We start from the raw sequence: 16,907 nt of genomic DNA on the forward strand, positions 1-16,907 counted from the left end.
GGTCCACGGATGCCTTCGGCATGCCCTTTTCCAGGAGGACGACCTATGACCTTCCTCGCGAGGTCCGTACAGGACCCGCCGACAGAGGAGCTCGGCCCCGGGGCCGCGGACGCCCCCGACGCGCCGCCCCTCCCCGGGGCCGACCACCGGGCCCAGCTCCTCGACGCCCACAGCGCCGAGCGCTACCGCGCCCTCACCACCTGGGCCGTCGACCGCGTCGCCGACCGGATCGCCCGGGTCGACCGGCCCTTCACCGGAGCCACCGCCGAGGACCTGCGCCCCGGGATGGACCGCGTCGACCTGGACCGGCCCCTGGAGGACCCGGTCGCAGCCCTGGACGAACTGGAGCGCCTCTACCTGGACGACGCCGTCTACTTCCACCACCCCCGCTACATGGGTCACCTGAACTGCCCCGTGGTCCTGCCCGCCCTGCTCGGCGAGACCGTCCTGTCGGCGGTGAACTCCTCCCTCGACACCTGGGACCAGAGCGCGGGCGGCACCCTCATCGAGCAGCGGCTGGTCGACTGGACCGCAGGGCGCATCGGCTTCGGCGAGACCGCCGACGGGATCTTCACCAGCGGCGGCAGCCAGTCCAACCTCCAGGCCCTGCTCATGGCCCGCGACGAGACCCACGGGCGCCACGGGGGCCGCCTCTCCGAGCTCTTGCCGCGGATGCGCGTGCTGACCTCCGAGGTCGGGCACTTCAGCGTCGCCAAGTCGGCCGCGCTCCTCGGCCTCGGCTACGAGTCCGTGATCACGGTGGCCTGCGACGACCGCCGCCGCATGCGCCCGGACGCCCTGGCCGCCGAACTGCGCCGCTGCCGGCAGGAGGGCCTCCTGCCCATCGCGGTGGTGGCCACGGCCGGGACCACCGACTTCGGCAGTATCGACCCCCTTCCCCGGATCGCCGACCTGTGCTCCCGCCACGGGCTGTGGATGCACGTCGACGCCGCCTACGGCTGCGGCCTGCTGGTCTCACGCCACCGCCACCTGCTGAGCGGGATCGAGCGCGCCGACTCGGTGACCGTGGACTTCCACAAGTCGTTCTTCCAGCCGGTGAGCTCCAGCGCCGTGGTCGTGCGCGAGGGCCACTCCCTGCGCCACGTCACCTACCACGCCGACTACCTCAACTCCCGCTCCGACGGCAGCACCCCGGCCCTGGCCCCCAACCAGGTGGACAAGAGCCTGCAGACCACACGCCGCTTCGACGCGCTCAAGCTCTGGCTGACCCTGCGGACGATGGGCGCGGAGGGGGTGGGATCGCTCTTCGACAGCGTGCTGGACCTGGCCGCCGTCGGATGGTCGCTGCTGGACGCCGACCCCCGGTTCACGGTGGTCACCCGGCCCACCCTCAGCACCCTGGTGTTCCGGTGCGTCCTGCCCGGGGTGGAGGACGAGGTCGCCGACGGCGCCAACCGGTACGCGCGGGAGGCCCTGCTGGCCTCCGGCCGCGCCGTCGCGGCCCGCACCACCGTGGACGGGCGCCCGTACCTGAAGCTCACCCTGCTCAACCCCCGGAGCACGCGGGAGGACATCGCGCAGGTGCTGGACCTGCTCGCCGGGCACGCGGAGCACTACGCCGCCGAGCACGGCGCGTTGGCCGACCCCGCACCGGCTCCTCCCCCCGCCCGGGAGACCGGCACCCCGACCACCCCCGCGCACGAGACCGGGAGGAACCGTTGACCGGCGACCACCACCACGTCCCCGACGGCGAGCGGATCCACGACTTCGCCGCGATCGGCATCGGCCCCTTCAACCTGGGCCTGGCCTGCCTGAGCGCGCCCATCGCCGGGCTGGACGGCCTCTTCCTGGACCAGAAGCCGGAGTTCGACTGGCACAGCGGCATGCTGCTGGAGGACGCGGAGCTCCAGACCCCGTTCATGTCGGACCTGGTCACCCTGGCCGACCCCACCTCGCCGTACTCCTTCCTCAACTACCTGAAGGAGTCCGGGCGGCTGTACCCGTTCTACATCCGTGAACGCTTCTACCCCCTGCGCGCGGAGTACAACGACTACTGCCGCTGGGCCGCCGGAAAGCTGGGCGACGCGGTCCGCTTCGGCCGACGGGTCGACACCGTCGAGTACGACCCGGAGCAGGCCGCCTACCTGCTGCACAGCACCGACACCGCCACCGGCGCGCGGCACCTGCACCGTGCCCGCCGCCTGGTACTCGGCACCGGCACCCCGCCCTACGTCCCCGCCTCCTGCCGGGACCTGGGCGGGGACGCCGTGCACAGCTCGGACTACCTGTACGCCAAGGAGGACCTGCGGTCCAAGCGGAGCATCACGGTGGTCGGCAGCGGGCAGAGCGCCGCGGAGATCTTCCACGACCTGCTCCAGGACGTGGACGGCGACGGCTACCAGCTCAACTGGGTCACGCGCTCGCCGCGCTTCTTCCCGCTGGAGTACACCAAGCTCACCCTGGAGATGACCTCCCCCGAGTACGCCGACCACTTCCACTCACTCCCGGAGTCCACCCGGGACCGCCTGGTGACCTCGCAGAAGAACCTGTACAAGGGCATCGACACCGACGTGATCAACGCGATCTACGACCTGCTCTACGTCAAGAGCAGGCTCGGCCCGCCGCCGGTACGGCTGCTCACCAACACCGAGGTCACCGGGGCCGGGTACGGGCCGGACACGGGCGGATACCGCCTGGAACTGCGCAACACCGACCAGGAGCGCGACTTCACCCTGGACACGCAGGGTCTGGTCCTGGCCACCGGCTACCAGTACCGGCGGCCGGACTTCCTGGCACCGGTCTCCGACCGTCTCGCCTGGGACGCCGCCGGCCGCTTCCGGGTGCGCCGCGACTACCGGGTGGACGCGGCCGCACACGGCGCCGCCCGGGAGGACGCGGACGAGTCGGGCGCGCAGGCGCCGCCGGGGTCGGTGTTCGTGCAGAACGCCGAGCTGCACACCCACGGCTTCGTCGCCCCCGACCTGGGCATGGGCGCCTACCGCAACTCCTACATCCTGCGCGCGATGCTGGGCCGCGAGCCCTACGCCGTGGAGCGCTCGATCGCCTTCCAGGAGTTCGGCGCGCCCGCGCCCCCCGGCTCCGGGGGCCTTCAGGACCCCGGGCCCGCGCCCGCGGAGGGCGTGGCGCTGGAGGTGACCAACCGATGAGCCGGTCCGTACCGAACACCCGGTTCCCGGGCTCGCTGACCAGGGTCGACCCCGCGCTGGGCCCGTTCGCCGTCCGACCCGTCGACCCGGACACCGACGTCCCGCTCCTGCACGGCTGGCTGACCGAGCCCCGGGCCCGTTTCTGGCTGATGACCGAGGCGACCGAGGAGGACGTGGCCCGCCAGTTCCGGGCCGTGCACGAGTCCGAGCACGAACAGGCCTACATCGGTACGTGGGAGGGCGAACCCCGCTTCCTGGCCGAGCTCTACTCCCCCGCCCACAGCGAGCTGGCCCCCCACTACGACGTGCTGCCCGGGGACACGGGGATGCACTTCCTGGTGGCGCCCACCGACACCCCGGTGCACGGGTTCACCCGCGCCGTCATCACCACGGTGATGGAGCTGGCCTTCAGCGCCCCCGCCACCGAACGCGTCGTGGTCGAACCGGACGTGCGCAACCGCCCCGTCCACGCGCTCAACGAGGCGGTGGGGTTCCGGATCGAGTCCACCGTCGCCCTGGCCGAGAGCGGCAAGGACGCGTACCTGAGCACCTGCACGCGCGACCGGTTCCGCTCCGCCCTCGCGGCGGGCGCGCCCACGAGAGGAGACGACCGATGACCGTCAGCCACCCCGGGCAGACCTCAGCAGGAGTCCCGGCCACGCAGGCCCCCGAGGGCGGCGGCCCCCGGCCCTTTGCGACGCGGGCCCCCGCCGCGGGGGACCGATCGCTCCCCCCGGCGACCGGCGTCCCGGCCGACCCCCGGGGGGCCGCCGCCCACCTGTCCCCCGACCTGTGGGAGCGGGCCAACCGACTGCTCGTCCGCAAGGCCCTGGCCGAGTTCTCCCACGAACGGCTGATCACCCCCGAACCCGGCGCCGACGGCACGTACACCGTCCGCTCCGGCAACGGGACCGAGTACCGGTTCACGGCGCGTGTCATGGCCCTGGACCACTGGCGGATCGACGCCGACAGCATCGTCCGCCTCCTCCCGGACGGCACTCCCACGCAACCGGACGCGCTGGAGCTGGTGCTGGACCTGCGCGAGACGCTGGGTCTGGGCGAGGAGGTCCTGCCGGTCTACCTGGAGGAGATCACCAGCACCCTGGCCAGCAGTACCTTCCGCATGACGAAGCGCCGGACCGGCGCCGCCGAGCTGGCGCGCTCGGGCTTCCAGGAGATCGAGGCGGGGATGACGGAGGGCCACCCGTGCTTCGTCGCCAACAACGGCCGCCTGGGCTTCGGCGCCGACGAGTACCTGGCCTACGCCCCCGAGGCCTCGGCCCCGGTGCGGCTGGTGTGGGTGGCCGCGCGCCGCTCGCGCACCACCTTCTCGCACTGCGCCGACACCGACCCCGGGTCCTTCCTGCGCTCGGAGCTGGGGGAGGACGTCCTGTCCGCCTTCCACGCGGAACTGACCGGGCAGGGCCTCGATCCCGAGGACTACCACCTGATCCCGGTCCACCCGTGGCAGTGGTGGAACAGGCTGGCGGTGACCTTCGCCGCCGACGTGGCCCGCCGCGACCTGGTGTGCCTGGGGTACGGGCCGGACGAGTACCGGGCCCAGCAGTCCATCCGCACCTTCTTCAACACCTCCGCACCGGAGCGGCACTACGTCAAGACGGCCCTGTCGGTGCTGAACATGGGCTTCCTGCGCGGGCTGTCCGCGGAGTACATGGAGGCCACCCCCGCGATCAACGACTGGCTGGCCGGTCTGGTCGCGGGCGATCCGGTGCTGCGCGGGACCGGGGTCGGGGTGCTGCGCGAGCGCGCCGCGGTGGGCTACCGGACCTCGCACTACGCACGGGCCGCCGCCAAGGGCTCGCCCTACCTCAAGATGATCGCCGGGCTGTGGCGCGAGAGCCCGGTACCGGCGCTCGGTCCGGGTGAACGGCTCGCGACGATGGCGTCGCTGCTGCACACCGACGCGGACGGGGGCTCCCTGGCGGGGGCGCTCATCGCCGAGTCGGGCCTGGCCCCGTCCGTGTGGCTGCGCCGCTACCTGGACGCCTACCTGGTCCCGCTGCTGCACTCGTTCTACGCGCACGACCTGGTGTTCATGCCGCACGGGGAGAACGTCATCCTCGTCCTGCGCGACGGGGTGCCCCAGCGGGTGCTGATGAAGGACATCGCCGAGGAGATCGCGGTGATGGGCGCGGACGTGGAGCTGCCCGAGGCGGTGGAGCGCATCCGCGCGGAGGTCCCCGAGGACATGAAGCTGCTGTCGCTGTTCACCGACGTCTTCGACTGCTTCCTGCGGTTCCTCAACGGCATCCTCGCCGACGAGGGCACCCTGGCGGAGGACGACTTCTGGCGGACGGTGGCGGAGTGCGCCGCCGACTACCAGGCGTCGGTGCCCCACCTGGCCGAGCGCTTCGAACGCCACGACCTGTTCGCGGACCGGTTCGCCCTGTCCTGCCTGAACCGGCTCCAGCTGCGGAACAACCGCCAGATGGTGGACCTGGACGACCCGGCCGGGGCCCTCCAACTGGTCGGGACGCTGGAGAACCCGATCGCCGCCCACCGGCCGGGTGGCTCCTCCCGGTAGAGGGCGGTTCCGCCGCGGACTGCGCGGGGCCGGCTCCCCCGAGTCGGCCCCGCGGCCCTCCGCGGCGGAACCGGACGCCCCGGTGTGAGGCCCGACACAGGGACGGGGTGCGGTGGCGCGTGCCCTCTCGCACCGGCGCAGGTGGGGGCCCTCCCCCGGAGGACCGAACAGGACTGATCGCCACGAGTGCGACCATTCGGAAACCCACGTCGCCGAGGGCGTGCCCTTGGTACTTTCCGTGTGCTCGGCGGACGCCCGCCGTCCGGACGCACCAAGGAGAGGACGATGCCCATGGGCACGACCCGCGCACAGTTGGCACAGCACCTGCCCGAGGCGTACACGGCGCTGACCCGGCTCGGCACGGTCGTGGACGCCGCCCTCGACGAGGACCTCCACACCCTCGTCAAGCTGCGCGCCTCGATCCTCAACGGCTGCGCGTTCTGCGTCGACATGCACCACCACGAGGCCCTCGCCTCCGGCATGTCCCCGCAGCGCGTGGCCCTCGTCGCGGCGTGGCGGGAGGCGGGCGCCCACTTCACCGAGGTCGAGCGCGCCGTCCTGGAACTCGTGGACGCCCTGACCCGGGTCGGTGTCAACGGCCTCCCCGACGAGGTCTACGAGCGGGCCGCCGCCCACCTGTCCGAACAGGAGATGGTCGCGCTCATCACCGCCGTCGGCCTCGTCAACCTCTACAACCGCCTCGGCGTGGGCACCGGCACGGCACCACCGGTGCGCTGACCGCGTCCGGCCCGCCGGGCGCCGGCTGCGGTCCGGTCGGCCGGTCCCGGCGGGGCCCGCCGGGACCGGCCCTTCCGGGGCGGGCGGTCATACCGCTCCCGGGAGGCGGGATCACACGGGACGGCGGCCCTGCACGGAGTAGATCACGCAGGAGCAGGCCCGGAACGAGGGGTCGTCCAGCAGGTCCCGCACCCTGGCCAGCCCCTCGTCCGTCATCCCCTCGCGCACGAACGCGTCGCGCAGGTGCAGGGTGTGGTGGCGGATCAGGCGGACCCCCGGGGACCCGGCGTCCCACAGTTCCACGTGCGGCCGGGGATCGACGCCGACCAGCCCGGCCCGGCGCATCGCCTCGGCGACGCCCCTCCCCCACGCGGGGTCGGCCCCGGCCCGGGCCATCAGCCGGATCTTCGCCTCCAGGAACTCCTCGTAGAGCTCCCGGGCCCCGGGGTCGGGCATGAGCAGGGAGGGCCCGTAGGAGATGTCGAACTCGTCCAGTTGCAGCACACCGCCCGGCTTGAGGGCCCGCACCAGGCGGCCCAGGACCTCGATCCGCTCGGGCAGGTGCAACAGCACCAGACGCGAGTGGATCAGGTCGAAGGCGGCCTCCGGCAGGGGATCGCGGGTGACGTCGTGCCGCCACACGTCCAGCCCTTCGGCCGGGGTGATGTGGTCGGGTTTGACGTCGGTGGCGACCACCCCTCCACCGGGGGCGACCCTGGCCGCCAACCAGCGGGCGACGCCTCCGCCCCCGGCGCCCACCTCCAGGCAGCGCCACCCGGGGCCGACGCCGGTCTCGGCCAGTCTGGCGGTGGTCAGCGGGTCGTAGGCGGCGGACAGGAACCGGTGCTGGTCGTGGGCGTTCTCGTTGTGGTTGTCGAAGACGTAGCCGGGTGCGGCGGTGGCGGTGTCCGTCATCGTGGGCCTCCTGAGAGTACGGTCGGTCGGTCGCGGACCGCTCCGGCCGCCCACCGGGTCAGGGTGCTCGTGCACACCTTCCCGGTCGGGCCGAGCGGCAGCGAGGGAAGGAACAGCACGTGTTCGGGCAGCGCGCGGACGTCCACGCCGTGCCCGTCGCGCAGGTGCGCGATCAGTTCGCGGGAGGTGGGCGGGGCCACCCCCGGCAGAGGGCAGACGCAGGCGCACATGCGCTCGCCCAGGTCGGGGTCGGGCACCGGGACGCACTGCGCCTCACCCAGGGCGGGGTGGGCGGCCAGGGCGCGCTCCACCTCCGCGGGAAAGAGGGTGACGCCGCCCCGGATCACGGTGCGGCGCAGCCGGTCCACGACCCACAGCGTCCCGTCGTCGTCCAGTCGCCCGGCGTCGCCGGTGCGCACCCATCCGCCGGGGCCGCGCCGTTCGGCGTCCAGGCCGGGTGCGGCGACGTGGCACAGGGGCGTCATCGGTCCCCGCGCCCGGATCTCCCCGATCTCACCCGCCGGCAGTGTGCGCCCGCGGGGATCGCACACCCGGATCTCGGCGACGGCCGGGTCGGGGCGTCCGGCCATGCCGGGCACCCATGCTCCGGGGTCGTGCGCGGTGTGGCAGTTGACCCCGTCGGTGGACCCGTAGACGTTGATCACGGGTCGGCCGAAGCGCCGTTCGCACAGGTCGCGAACGTCGTGGTGCAGGGGCGCGCCGCTGGACACCAGCGCCCGCAGCGACCCGGTGTCGGCCTTCTCTCCGACCAGGGCGGTGCGCCGCAGCATGGTGGGAACACCGATCAGGTGGGTGGGCCGGTGGCGTCCGAGGGACCGCAGCACGGCCACGGGGTCGAAGCGCCCGGGGACGATGAGGGTCGCCCCGAGCCGGACCAGGGACACGATGCCCAGCGATCCGAAGGAGGAGGCCAGGGGGACCGGGATCAGGGCGCGGACGGGGCCGCCGCCCAGCAGGGCCCGCGCGTAGTTGCCCCGGCCCCCGGCCATGGCGTTGTGCGAGTAGGCGACCATGGCCGGTTCGCCCTCCGACCCCGAGGAGACGAGGATGCGCGCGGGCGACTCGGGGTCGGGACGTGCCGCTGCGGGCTCAGTCGCCTCCGTGAAGGGGCCGCCGGGGTCCAGTGCCCCGCCGTCCGCGCACCAGACCGGTGTGCCCTGTGGGTCGTCCTCGCGGGCGGGGTCGGTGACCACGAGCGCGGCACGCGAACGGTGCAGCAGGGAGAGCACGTCGGCGCGGGAGCGCCCGTACGGGATCGGCAGGGCGACCGCGCCGAGGGCGGCGATGGCGAGTTCGACCGCGATCGCGTCCCTGCCGTCGGGCAGCAGCACCCCGATGACGTCGCGCGCACCGCCCCCCCGGGAGGCCAGGGCCGCGACGGCACGCCGTACCCGCGCGGCCAGCCCGGCGCGGTCCAGGGTCCCGCGCCCGTCCACGACCGCCTCGTGCGCGGGATCCTCGCGGACCCGTTCGAGGAACAGGGAGTACAGGTCCCGGCCGGGGCACAGGCCCTCCCCGACCCACCGTGCGCGCTGCGCGGCGGGGACGAGGTCGGTCAGGGCCAGGCCGGCCGCGGAGGTCCAGGTCGTCACCGGCCCTCCCCGTCCAGGGGGGTGAACCTCCACGGGGCACGGGGGAGGGAGACCCCGTGGACCGTCGTGAAGGCCTCCGGGAAGGCGCCGGCCACCGTGAGCGGGTCGGCGACCTGCGGGGTCCCGGGGCGGGGCAGGTGGGCGGTACCGCGTCCGACCCGGCGCAGCAGGCGGGCGGCGTCGACCAGCGCGGTCCTCGCCACCGCGCCCGTACCGGTGCGGGCGCGCAGCAGCAGACCGGCCAGCGCCGCCTCGGCCGCGATCATCCCGCCGAGCACGTCGGTGAGGGTGACCAGGGACGGGGCCGTGGCCGTGGCACCGTCGGCCACCAGGTCGGCGATCCCGCCGTGGGCCTGGACGAGGAAGTCGGTGGCGGGGATCCCGGGGCCGGGGCCCTCGTCGGCCCACCCGTCGGCGTGTACGTGCACCAGGCCCGGGGCGCGGGTCGCGAGGTCGTCGACCCCCAGTCCGAACCGTTCGGCCCGGCCGGGCGGCCAGTTGTAGAGCAGCACGTGGCCGGCCGCCGCCAGGTCGGCCGCCGCGCGGCGGCCCCCGGCGGTCCTGAGGTCGAGGCGGGTCGCGCCCTTGCCCCGGTTCAGCGCCTCGAAGCGGGCCGAGAGGTCTCCGGCCAGGGGCGGAACACCCCGCATGGGATCTCCGCCCGGCGGTTCGACGCGCACGGTGTCCGCACCGAGCAGGGTCAGGAGCAGTCCCGCCAGCGGCCCCTGGACGCGGTTGGTGGCCTCCACCACCCGCAGCCCGGACAGCGGCCCCGACCCGGCCGCGGGCCACGGCGGCAGGTCCGGTCCCGGTACCCCCCCGGTCCCGCGCAGCCGCCACGGCGACACGGGGTCCTCCCCCGCGGCCTCGCGCACCGAACGCAGGGGGACCACGCCCACCCCGCACTCCCGGGCGGTGTCGCGGACGGTGGCGAGCGGCAGCGCGGCCAGGGTCGCGAACAGCGCGGCGGGCAGGGGGCACACGGCGGTGGCGAACCGGCGCTGGAAGGGACCCCACGCGGTGGCGATCGCCTTCGGTGGTGCGCCCAGGGCGCGCCAGAACCGGAGCCACGCCTCGGGGTCGAGGGTCTCGATCTCGAAGCGGACCCCGTCGGCGGAGCGGAACGGCGGCGGCTCCCCCTCCTCCGGGACGGACGGCGCCGTCCCCCTGGCCGCGGTGGCGTCGGCGACGTACGGGGCGACCGCCAGGAGCGCCGCCCCGGCCACCGAGACGGAAGCCCTCAGCGCCGGTCCCCCGCGCGACTCGGAGAGCACCGCGGCCGTCACCGCCTGCGCTGCCAGCACCCCCGCGCACACCGAGGCGTGGTCGACCGGCAGGAACCGGGGCGGCCCGCCCCGGGCCAGCCCGTGCAGGTGGGCCAGGCCGCACGCGGCCTGGACATCGCGCTCGTCGCCCAGGGGAGCCGACGACGCCGACCACGCGATGTCGCACCCGGCGCGTCCCCTCCCGGGCCCGGTGAGCAGGTCGATCCGTCCGGCCGACCCGTCCGCCGTCCCGGGGACCCGCTCGACCTCGCACCCCAGTGCCCTCAGGCGGGCCGCCGCGACACGCACCGGCACCGTGTCACCCGCGGCCCGCACCCCGGTCCCCGCCAGGGGAGGGGCCGCGACCGCCGTCGCGGTCACGTCCACCGCCCCTTCTCCGGGGTGCCGGGGCCCAGCCCGAGGCTCTCGCGGAGCACCCCTCGGCGGACCTTGCCGGTACCGGTGCGCGGCAGGTCGTCCCAGGTGAGGATGATCGGCTCTGCCATCGTCGGCAGGTCGAGGACCGCCTCCTTCCAGACCCCGGGGGCGAGGGTCCCGTCCGCCGTGGCCACGACCGGGACGGGCGGGCCGTCGGCGGTTCCGAGCACGACGCACTCCAGTACCTGGGGGAGCCGTTCGTCGACGACGTCCTCGATCTCCAGGCAGCCGCCGTCGGTCAGGGCGTCCACCGCCCGGTCCACGAGGCGGACCGCACCGGTGCGGTCGATGGACCCGATGTCCCCGGTGCCCCACCACTGGCCGACGAGTTTGGACCGCCAGCGCCCCTCCTCGCCGACGTAGCCCAGGCACAGGGCGTCGGTACGGCAGAACAGCAGGCCGGGCGTGCCCGCCGGGACGGGGCGCAGGGTCCTGGGATCGACGGCACGCAGCCGGGTCCGGCCCGGGATCGGGCGCCCCAGGTCGCGGGTGGTGGGGTCGACCCACTGCCTCCGGGCCAACGACCTGCGGGTGAGGAACCGGAAGGTCAGGGGTCCCGTCTCGCTCTGCCCCCACCCCTGCATCCACACCGGCGAGCGCCGTCGCCCGGCGTTGAGGAAGGTGCGGACGGTGGTCGGGTGCACGGCGTCGAAGGTGCTGACGAACAACCGCACCCTCCCGAACACGTCACCCTCCCGGTCGACGTGCCGCTGCCAGCGCACCAGGGTGGAGGGCTGGGCCTCCAGGGTGGTGGGGCGGTGCCGTCGCAGCGCGGGCCCGGCCTCGTCCCAGTCGGGCGAGGTGATCAGCGAGACCGCCTCCGGGAACATCCACATGACCCCCGCCGTCCAGGCCAGGGCCCGGCCGTGCGCGTAGGACATCGAGGAGGCGACGGTGTCGTCGCGCCGGGTGCCCAGGACCGGCCACCGGTGCGATTCGAACCCCGCCAGCCTGCGCAGGATGGTGCGGGTGGAGTGCACGGCCAGTTTCGGGACACCGGTGGTCCCCGAGGTGTGCATGATCGCCAGCGGGGCGTCCAGGTGCGGGCGGCGCGCCGGTGGCGCGGAGCCGCCCCGCACGTCGTCCAGGGACAGGGCGCGCTCCGCGGTGCCGTCCACCACCAGGGTGCGGGCGGCGTGGACGGAGGGGTCGCTCCCCGCAGCCCGGGCGGTGTCGAGCAGGGCGGTGTCGGTGACCAGCAGGGCCGGGTCCAGCCGGCGCAGGAGGATCCCCAGGGTGTCCGGGGCCAGGTGCGCCGACAGCGACGCGGGCACGGCGCCCAGGCGGGCGGCGGCGCACGAGAGCAGCACGTAGTCCCAGTGGTTGCGTTTGACGAGGGCGACGCGGTCGCCCTGCCGCACCCCGGCCTCGGCGAACCACCCGGAGACCCGGCGCACCAGGTCGGCGACGGCCGGCACGTCGAGTTCGAGTCCGGACCCGGGGGCGATGTCCAGGGGCCTGCTCAGCCGTACGGCGGTGGTGGAGCCGCGTGCGGCCAGGTCGTCGAAGAGGGTGCCCAGGTGGAGGGGTTTGCTCAGCGGTGTCATCGTGCCTCGGTCGGGATCGGTTCGGGGGTCGTGGTGAGCTTGGCCGACGTGCGGTCGGCGGCTGTGAAGGCCGACGCCACCGCCCCTTCGCTGCACGGGCGCAGCGCGGTCCAGTCGCCGGCGTAGTCGACGGCCGCCAGGGGGCGGTCGACGAAGGCGGGGCGTGCGGCCAGCGCCCGGGGTTCGGGCAGGGGCAGGCCGTACCTGAAGCGGTGCACGATCGTCCGCCTCACGCGGTCCGCCACTCCGGGCAGGAGTCGCTCGGCGCGTTGCGCCAGGCACCGCCCCACCTCCTCGTCCGGGGCGTCGACCAGGGCGCGCGCCGCCTCGGGCGAGGCGATCAGGGAGACCAGGCCGCGCCCCCGGGGTGCCCTGCCGGGGTGCTTGGCGTGGTCCGCGGTGACGACGGCGAGCAGGGGGTCGTCGGGCACCAGGACGGCGAAGCCGCGGCGCGCCCCGCGCGGGGACATCGGAGCGTCCAGCAGCAGGGACACCCGGAGCATCGGCGCGTACACGCAGGCCTCCAGGTACTCCCGTTCGGCCGGGGGCGCTCCGGGGTGGAGGCGCAGGGCGACGGGGGCGGGCACGGCCAGGACGACCGCGCGTGCGGTCACCGGCCCCAGGGGCGAGTCCAGGCGCACCCCGTGCGGTCCGGGTACCACCCCCGTCACCGGGTGGTCGGTGCGCACGTCCAGCCGGGCCGCGAGCGCCCGGGGCAGGGTGTCCATCCCGTCCCGGTAGGTGCGCCAGGTCGCGGTGCTGCCGGAGGCGGCCAGGTGGGCGGCGAAGGGGGCGGCTGCGGCCCGCTCGGGCGGCCAGCCGAAGAATCCCGAGGCCAGCGGGCCCAGGAGGCGCGCGCCCACCTGCGGGTGGTACCGGCGCAGGAGGTCGGCGACGGTCGCCTCCCCCAGGTCGGCCCTCTCCGGGTGTGCGGGGTCCAGTCCGGCCCTGTCCAGCCGTCGCAGCAGGCGCGCCAGGTCCAGGCGCGCCCGTGCGGACAGCCCCATGCCGGTGAGCAGCCCCAGGGGACGTCCGGCGTGGGGGCGGGCGCGCCCGTCCCACCACACCGACAGGGCGTCGCGCACCCGCGGGATCGCCTCGGGGTCGGTGTCGAGCCCCACGGCGCGCACGAGCCGCCAGGTCGCGGGGTAGGCGGCGGCCGGCGGGATCATCTCGGCGCCGGTGTCGACGAGGTGGCCCTCGGTGCGCAGGGTGCGCATCCTGCCCCCCACGGCGTCGGCGGCCTCCAGCACCCGTACCGTGCGCCCCGCGGTGGCCAGGAGGTGAGCGGTGGCGAGCCCGGCGGGACCGGCGCCCACCACCGCCACGTCGAGCGGCGCGCTCACCGGGCGCCCCACAGGAACGGGGCGACCAGGTTGGCTCCGATGAGGAGCACGACCGTGGCCCTGTGGGTGTGGATGGCCATGCGGCGGGCGCGCAGGATGTCGCCGAGCACGAACCCGATGAAGAGCTGCGCCACCCGCAGGGCGATGACGGGCAGCAGGGCCACCGTGAACCACCAGGGGGCGATGCCGAGCAGGTGCGATCCGGTGACCAGCAGGGTCTCCAGTGCGGTGAGCGCGACGATGAAGACGGTGTTGGCGCGCGGTGAGACCCTCGCGGCGACGGTGATGCGGCCGGCGGCCCGGTCCCCTGCGGCGTCGTTGGTGTTGGAGTACAGGCCGAAGATCATGGGACCGCCGCCGAACACCAGCGCCTGGACGACGACGAAGCCGTCGACGTGCCCGACGAGCAGCCCGTAGGGAACCAGGATCCATCCCACGCCCAGGCCGACGAGGAAGATCTCCTGGAAGCCCCGGTAGCTGATCTTCAGGCCCCAGGAGTACTGGACCGACGCGACCAGGCACAGGGCCGCCCCGGCGACGGCCCACAGGGGCCGGTGCGGGGCCAGCGCCACCACCAGGGTCCACAGGACCACGCTCGCGACGGTCGCCGCCCGGCCGAAGCCCAGCGCCTGGGGTTCGGTGAGGGTCCCGTGGACCAGGGGTTTGCGGGCCAGTCGGCGGCGGGCGGCGTCGGAGCCGTAGTTGGCGGCGTCGGAGCCGTCCCGGTAGCCGGTGACGTCGTCGAAGGAGACCATGGCGGCCACCACCGCCACCTCGGCGACCAGGACGAGCAGGAGGAACCCGAAGGTGTCGGCGCGCGCCCCCAGCAGGGGCAGCGTCATGGCGAACACCAGCGGCAGGCCGATGTAGTAGTCGACGATGTCGAGTTTGGCCAGCCGGGCGTAGGTGCCCAGGGCGGGTCGCGGTGCGGCGGCGGGGACGTCCGGGGCGGGCGCCGCGGACGGCGCGGTCAGGTGGTCGGTCATCGGTTCCTCCCGTGGGCGAACGCGCGCACGGCGGTGACCACGTGCTCGACGCGTTCGTCGGTCAGGTGCGGGTACAGGGGCAGGGAGATGTTGCGCCGCGCCGCGCCGCGTGCCCGGGGCCACTCCCCGGCGGGGTTCGCGTGCGGGGCGAAGGCCGGCTGCTCGGGCAGGATGCGGGGGTAGTAGACGTGGGTGTCGACCCCTTCGGCGGCCAGGTGGTCGCGCAGCCCGTCGCGGTCCTCGCACAACAGCGTGTAGACGTAGGGGAAGCGCCCGTCCCCGCCCACGGGGGGTGCGACGACACCGCACTCGGACAGGTCGGCCAGGTGCGCGGAGTAGTACGAGCAGATCGCGGTGCGACGGGCGACGCGTTCGTCCAGTCCGGCGAGGCGGTGCAGCTGGAAGGCGGCCATCACCTCGTCGAACCGGCTGTTGTGGCCGATGTGGTGGTGCAGGAACCGGTGGCGGCCGTCCTGTCCGTGGTTGCGCAGCATCCGCAGCCGACCGGCGAGCTCGGCGTCGCCGGACAGGACCACACCGCCCTCACCGGGCATGCCGAAGACCTTGACCTGGACGAAGGAGTAGACCCCGGCGTCGCCCCACAGCCCGGCGGGGCGGCCCCGGAGCGTGCCGCCCTGGGCCAGCGCCGCGTCCTCGACGAGCCGCACTCCCGCTTTGGAGGCCAGGTCGCGCAGGCGCGGCATGTCGGCCATGACGGAGAACATGTGCGCGGGCATCAGGGCCCGTGTCCGGTCGGTGACCAGCGTCTCGGCGTGGTCGGGATCCATGGTCAGCGTCACCGGGTCGGTGTCGGCGAACACCGGGGTCGCGCCCCGCGCCAGAACGGTGCTCGCCAGCGGGGCGCAGCCGAAGGCCGGGACGATCACCTCGTCACCGGGCCCGATGTCCATGGCGGCCAGGACCAGCGTGAGCGCGGAGGTACCGCTGGAGCAGGCCACGACGTGGCCGGCGTCCAGGGAGGCGCCCAGGGCGTCCTCGAACCGGGCGGTGCGCCGGCCGAGGATGAACTTCTGCTCGGGATCGGTGCCGACCTCGTACAGGGCCGCGAGGAGGGCCTCCCGATCGGTGTCGAACAGGTCGGGCGGGAAGAACGGGATGGTCCGTTCGGCGGTCGCGGTCATCGGGACCCCCCGGTGAGGAAGCGTTCGATCTCGTCGCAGACGCGGTCGACCCGCTCCTCGGACAGGTCCGCGTACAGCGGCAGCGCCACGGCCGACCGGCACACCGCCTCGGCCCGGGGCAGGTCGCCCGGCCGGTACCCCAGATGGGCGAAGCACGGTTGCAGGTGCAGCGGGCGCGGGTAGTAGACCTCGGTGCCGACACCGGCGGCGTCCAGGTGCGCGACGAGGCCGTCGCGGTCGTCCACCTCGACGAGGTGGACGTAGACCACGCGCTCCTCGCCGGGCCGGGTGGCCGCGTCGCCGGGGACGGCGCGCACACCGGGCAGTCCGCGCAGCCGGTCGTCGTAGCGGCGCGACAGCACGGCGCGGCGCCGGATGTCGGCGTCGAGGCGGGTCAGCTTGGCCAGGAGGACGGCGGCCTGGAGGTCGTCCATCTTGCTGTTGCCACCGGTGACGACCGTCGGGTTGGAGATGCCGGGGAACGCCGCCAGGGTGCGCCCGGAGCGGCCGTGGTGCCGCAGCATCCGCGCGGTCTCGGCGATGGCGCCGTCGTCGGTGAGCAGGGCCCCGGCGTCGCCCACGGCCCCCAGGGTCTTGGCGGGGAAGAAGGAGAGCACGCCGCCCGCGCCGAGCAGGCCGGCGTGCGTGCCGTGCAGGCGCATGCCGATGGCCTCGGCGCTGTCCTCGACCACGGTCAGCCCGTGCGCGCGGGCGACGCGCCCCACGCCCTCCATGTCGGCGAGCCGGTCGAAGAGGTGGACCGGCATGACCATGCGGGTGCGCGCGGTGACGGCGTCCGCGACCGCGTCCGGGGAGATGCCGTACCCGTGTTCCTCGATGTCGGCGAAGACGGGGACGCCGCCGGCGTGCACCACGGCGGTGGCGGTGGCGACGAACGTGTAGGCGGGGACGATCACCTCGTCGCCGGGTCGCAGCCCGGCGGCACGCAGCAGCAGGACGAGGGCGTCGGTCCCGGAATTGACGCCGACGACGTGGCGGGCGCCGGTGTAGCGCTCCATCTCCCGTTCGAATTCGGCCACCATGGAGCCGTGGGAGAACTTTCCGTCGTCCATGACGCGGATACAGTTCCCCTCGATCTCCGGCCATAGTCTTCGGAAGGTCTCCGCCTGGTCGAAGAAGGGTATGCGCGAGCGCTCCCCGCCGCGTTCTCCCGTGGCCGGGGAGGAGAGTGCCGACTTCATGTATTCCGTTCTACGAATAACAGGGGGGCCGGAACCCGGCCG

General features: G+C 74.4%; 13 protein-coding genes. 5 read left to right on the top strand and 8 right to left on the bottom strand.

Annotated elements, in window-relative coordinates; genetic code table 11:
* Positions 1–45 precede the first annotated feature (45 nt).
* The 5 genes from ACFWTE_RS00400 (at position 46) to ACFWTE_RS00420 (ending at position 6,411) form a co-directional block, all read left to right on the top strand.
* The gene (locus tag ACFWTE_RS00400; protein ID WP_378776390.1) at positions 46–1,683 is read left to right on the top strand and encodes a pyridoxal phosphate-dependent decarboxylase family protein; all 1,638 of its coding nucleotides are present in this window, start codon (positions 46–48) and stop codon (positions 1,681–1,683) included.
* Positions 1,680–3,128, top strand: a complete 1,449-nt coding sequence (locus tag ACFWTE_RS00405) for a lysine N(6)-hydroxylase/L-ornithine N(5)-oxygenase family protein (RefSeq protein WP_378776392.1) — start codon at positions 1,680–1,682, stop codon at positions 3,126–3,128. Before ACFWTE_RS00400 ends, ACFWTE_RS00405 begins: the two co-directional genes overlap by 4 nt.
* Complete coding sequence (locus ACFWTE_RS00410; RefSeq protein ID WP_378776394.1) at positions 3,125–3,745, top strand: GNAT family N-acetyltransferase; 621 nt, start codon at positions 3,125–3,127, stop codon at positions 3,743–3,745. Before ACFWTE_RS00405 ends, ACFWTE_RS00410 begins: the two co-directional genes overlap by 4 nt.
* Positions 3,742–5,673: an IucA/IucC family protein gene (locus ACFWTE_RS00415; protein ID WP_378776396.1), complete on the top strand. Its 1,932-nt coding sequence runs from the start codon at positions 3,742–3,744 to the stop codon at positions 5,671–5,673. Before ACFWTE_RS00410 ends, ACFWTE_RS00415 begins: the two co-directional genes overlap by 4 nt.
* Before the next feature lie 285 nt (positions 5,674–5,958).
* The gene (locus tag ACFWTE_RS00420; RefSeq protein ID WP_378776398.1) at positions 5,959–6,411 is read left to right on the top strand and encodes a carboxymuconolactone decarboxylase family protein; all 453 of its coding nucleotides are present in this window, start codon (positions 5,959–5,961) and stop codon (positions 6,409–6,411) included.
* Positions 6,412–6,522: 111 nt separating this feature from the next.
* Here ACFWTE_RS00420 and ACFWTE_RS00425 read toward each other — a convergent pair whose 3' ends face one another.
* The 8 genes from ACFWTE_RS00425 to ACFWTE_RS00460 are packed head-to-tail and all read right to left on the bottom strand — an operon-like array spanning position 6,523 to position 16,865.
* Positions 6,523–7,326, bottom strand: a complete 804-nt coding sequence (locus ACFWTE_RS00425) for a methyltransferase (RefSeq protein ID WP_378776400.1) — start codon at positions 7,324–7,326, stop codon at positions 6,523–6,525.
* Entirely contained in the window at positions 7,323–8,939 is a 1,617-nt protein-coding gene (locus ACFWTE_RS00430) for a class I adenylate-forming enzyme family protein (protein ID WP_378776402.1), read from the bottom strand. Before ACFWTE_RS00430 ends, ACFWTE_RS00425 begins: the two co-directional genes overlap by 4 nt.
* Entirely contained in the window at positions 8,936–10,585 is a 1,650-nt protein-coding gene (locus ACFWTE_RS00435; RefSeq protein WP_378776404.1) for a CoA transferase, read from the bottom strand. The genes ACFWTE_RS00430 and ACFWTE_RS00435 overlap by 4 nt, the downstream gene beginning before the upstream one ends.
* Complete coding sequence (locus ACFWTE_RS00440; RefSeq protein WP_378776406.1) at positions 10,582–12,189, bottom strand: class I adenylate-forming enzyme family protein; 1,608 nt, start codon at positions 12,187–12,189, stop codon at positions 10,582–10,584. Before ACFWTE_RS00440 ends, ACFWTE_RS00435 begins: the two co-directional genes overlap by 4 nt.
* Positions 12,186–13,535 carry a protoporphyrinogen/coproporphyrinogen oxidase gene (locus tag ACFWTE_RS00445; RefSeq protein WP_378776408.1) on the bottom strand — a complete coding sequence of 450 codons (1,350 nt, stop codon included), beginning with the start codon at positions 13,533–13,535 and terminating at the stop codon, positions 12,186–12,188. Before ACFWTE_RS00445 ends, ACFWTE_RS00440 begins: the two co-directional genes overlap by 4 nt.
* Positions 13,532–14,521 (bottom strand): UbiA family prenyltransferase, encoded by a 990-nt coding sequence (locus ACFWTE_RS00450; protein WP_378776410.1) that lies wholly within the window; start codon positions 14,519–14,521, stop codon positions 13,532–13,534. The genes ACFWTE_RS00445 and ACFWTE_RS00450 overlap by 4 nt, the downstream gene beginning before the upstream one ends.
* On the bottom strand, positions 14,518–15,663 hold the full coding sequence (locus ACFWTE_RS00455) for a DegT/DnrJ/EryC1/StrS family aminotransferase (protein ID WP_378776412.1): 1,146 nt from the start codon (positions 15,661–15,663) through the stop codon (positions 14,518–14,520). The genes ACFWTE_RS00450 and ACFWTE_RS00455 overlap by 4 nt, the downstream gene beginning before the upstream one ends.
* Positions 15,660–16,865 carry a DegT/DnrJ/EryC1/StrS family aminotransferase gene (locus tag ACFWTE_RS00460; protein ID WP_378776414.1) on the bottom strand — a complete coding sequence of 402 codons (1,206 nt, stop codon included), beginning with the start codon at positions 16,863–16,865 and terminating at the stop codon, positions 15,660–15,662. Before ACFWTE_RS00460 ends, ACFWTE_RS00455 begins: the two co-directional genes overlap by 4 nt.
* Positions 16,866–16,907 lie beyond the last annotated feature (42 nt).

The organism is Nocardiopsis sp. NPDC058631 (genome assembly GCF_042716955.1).
GTDB lineage: Bacteria > Actinomycetota > Actinomycetes > Streptosporangiales > Streptosporangiaceae > Nocardiopsis.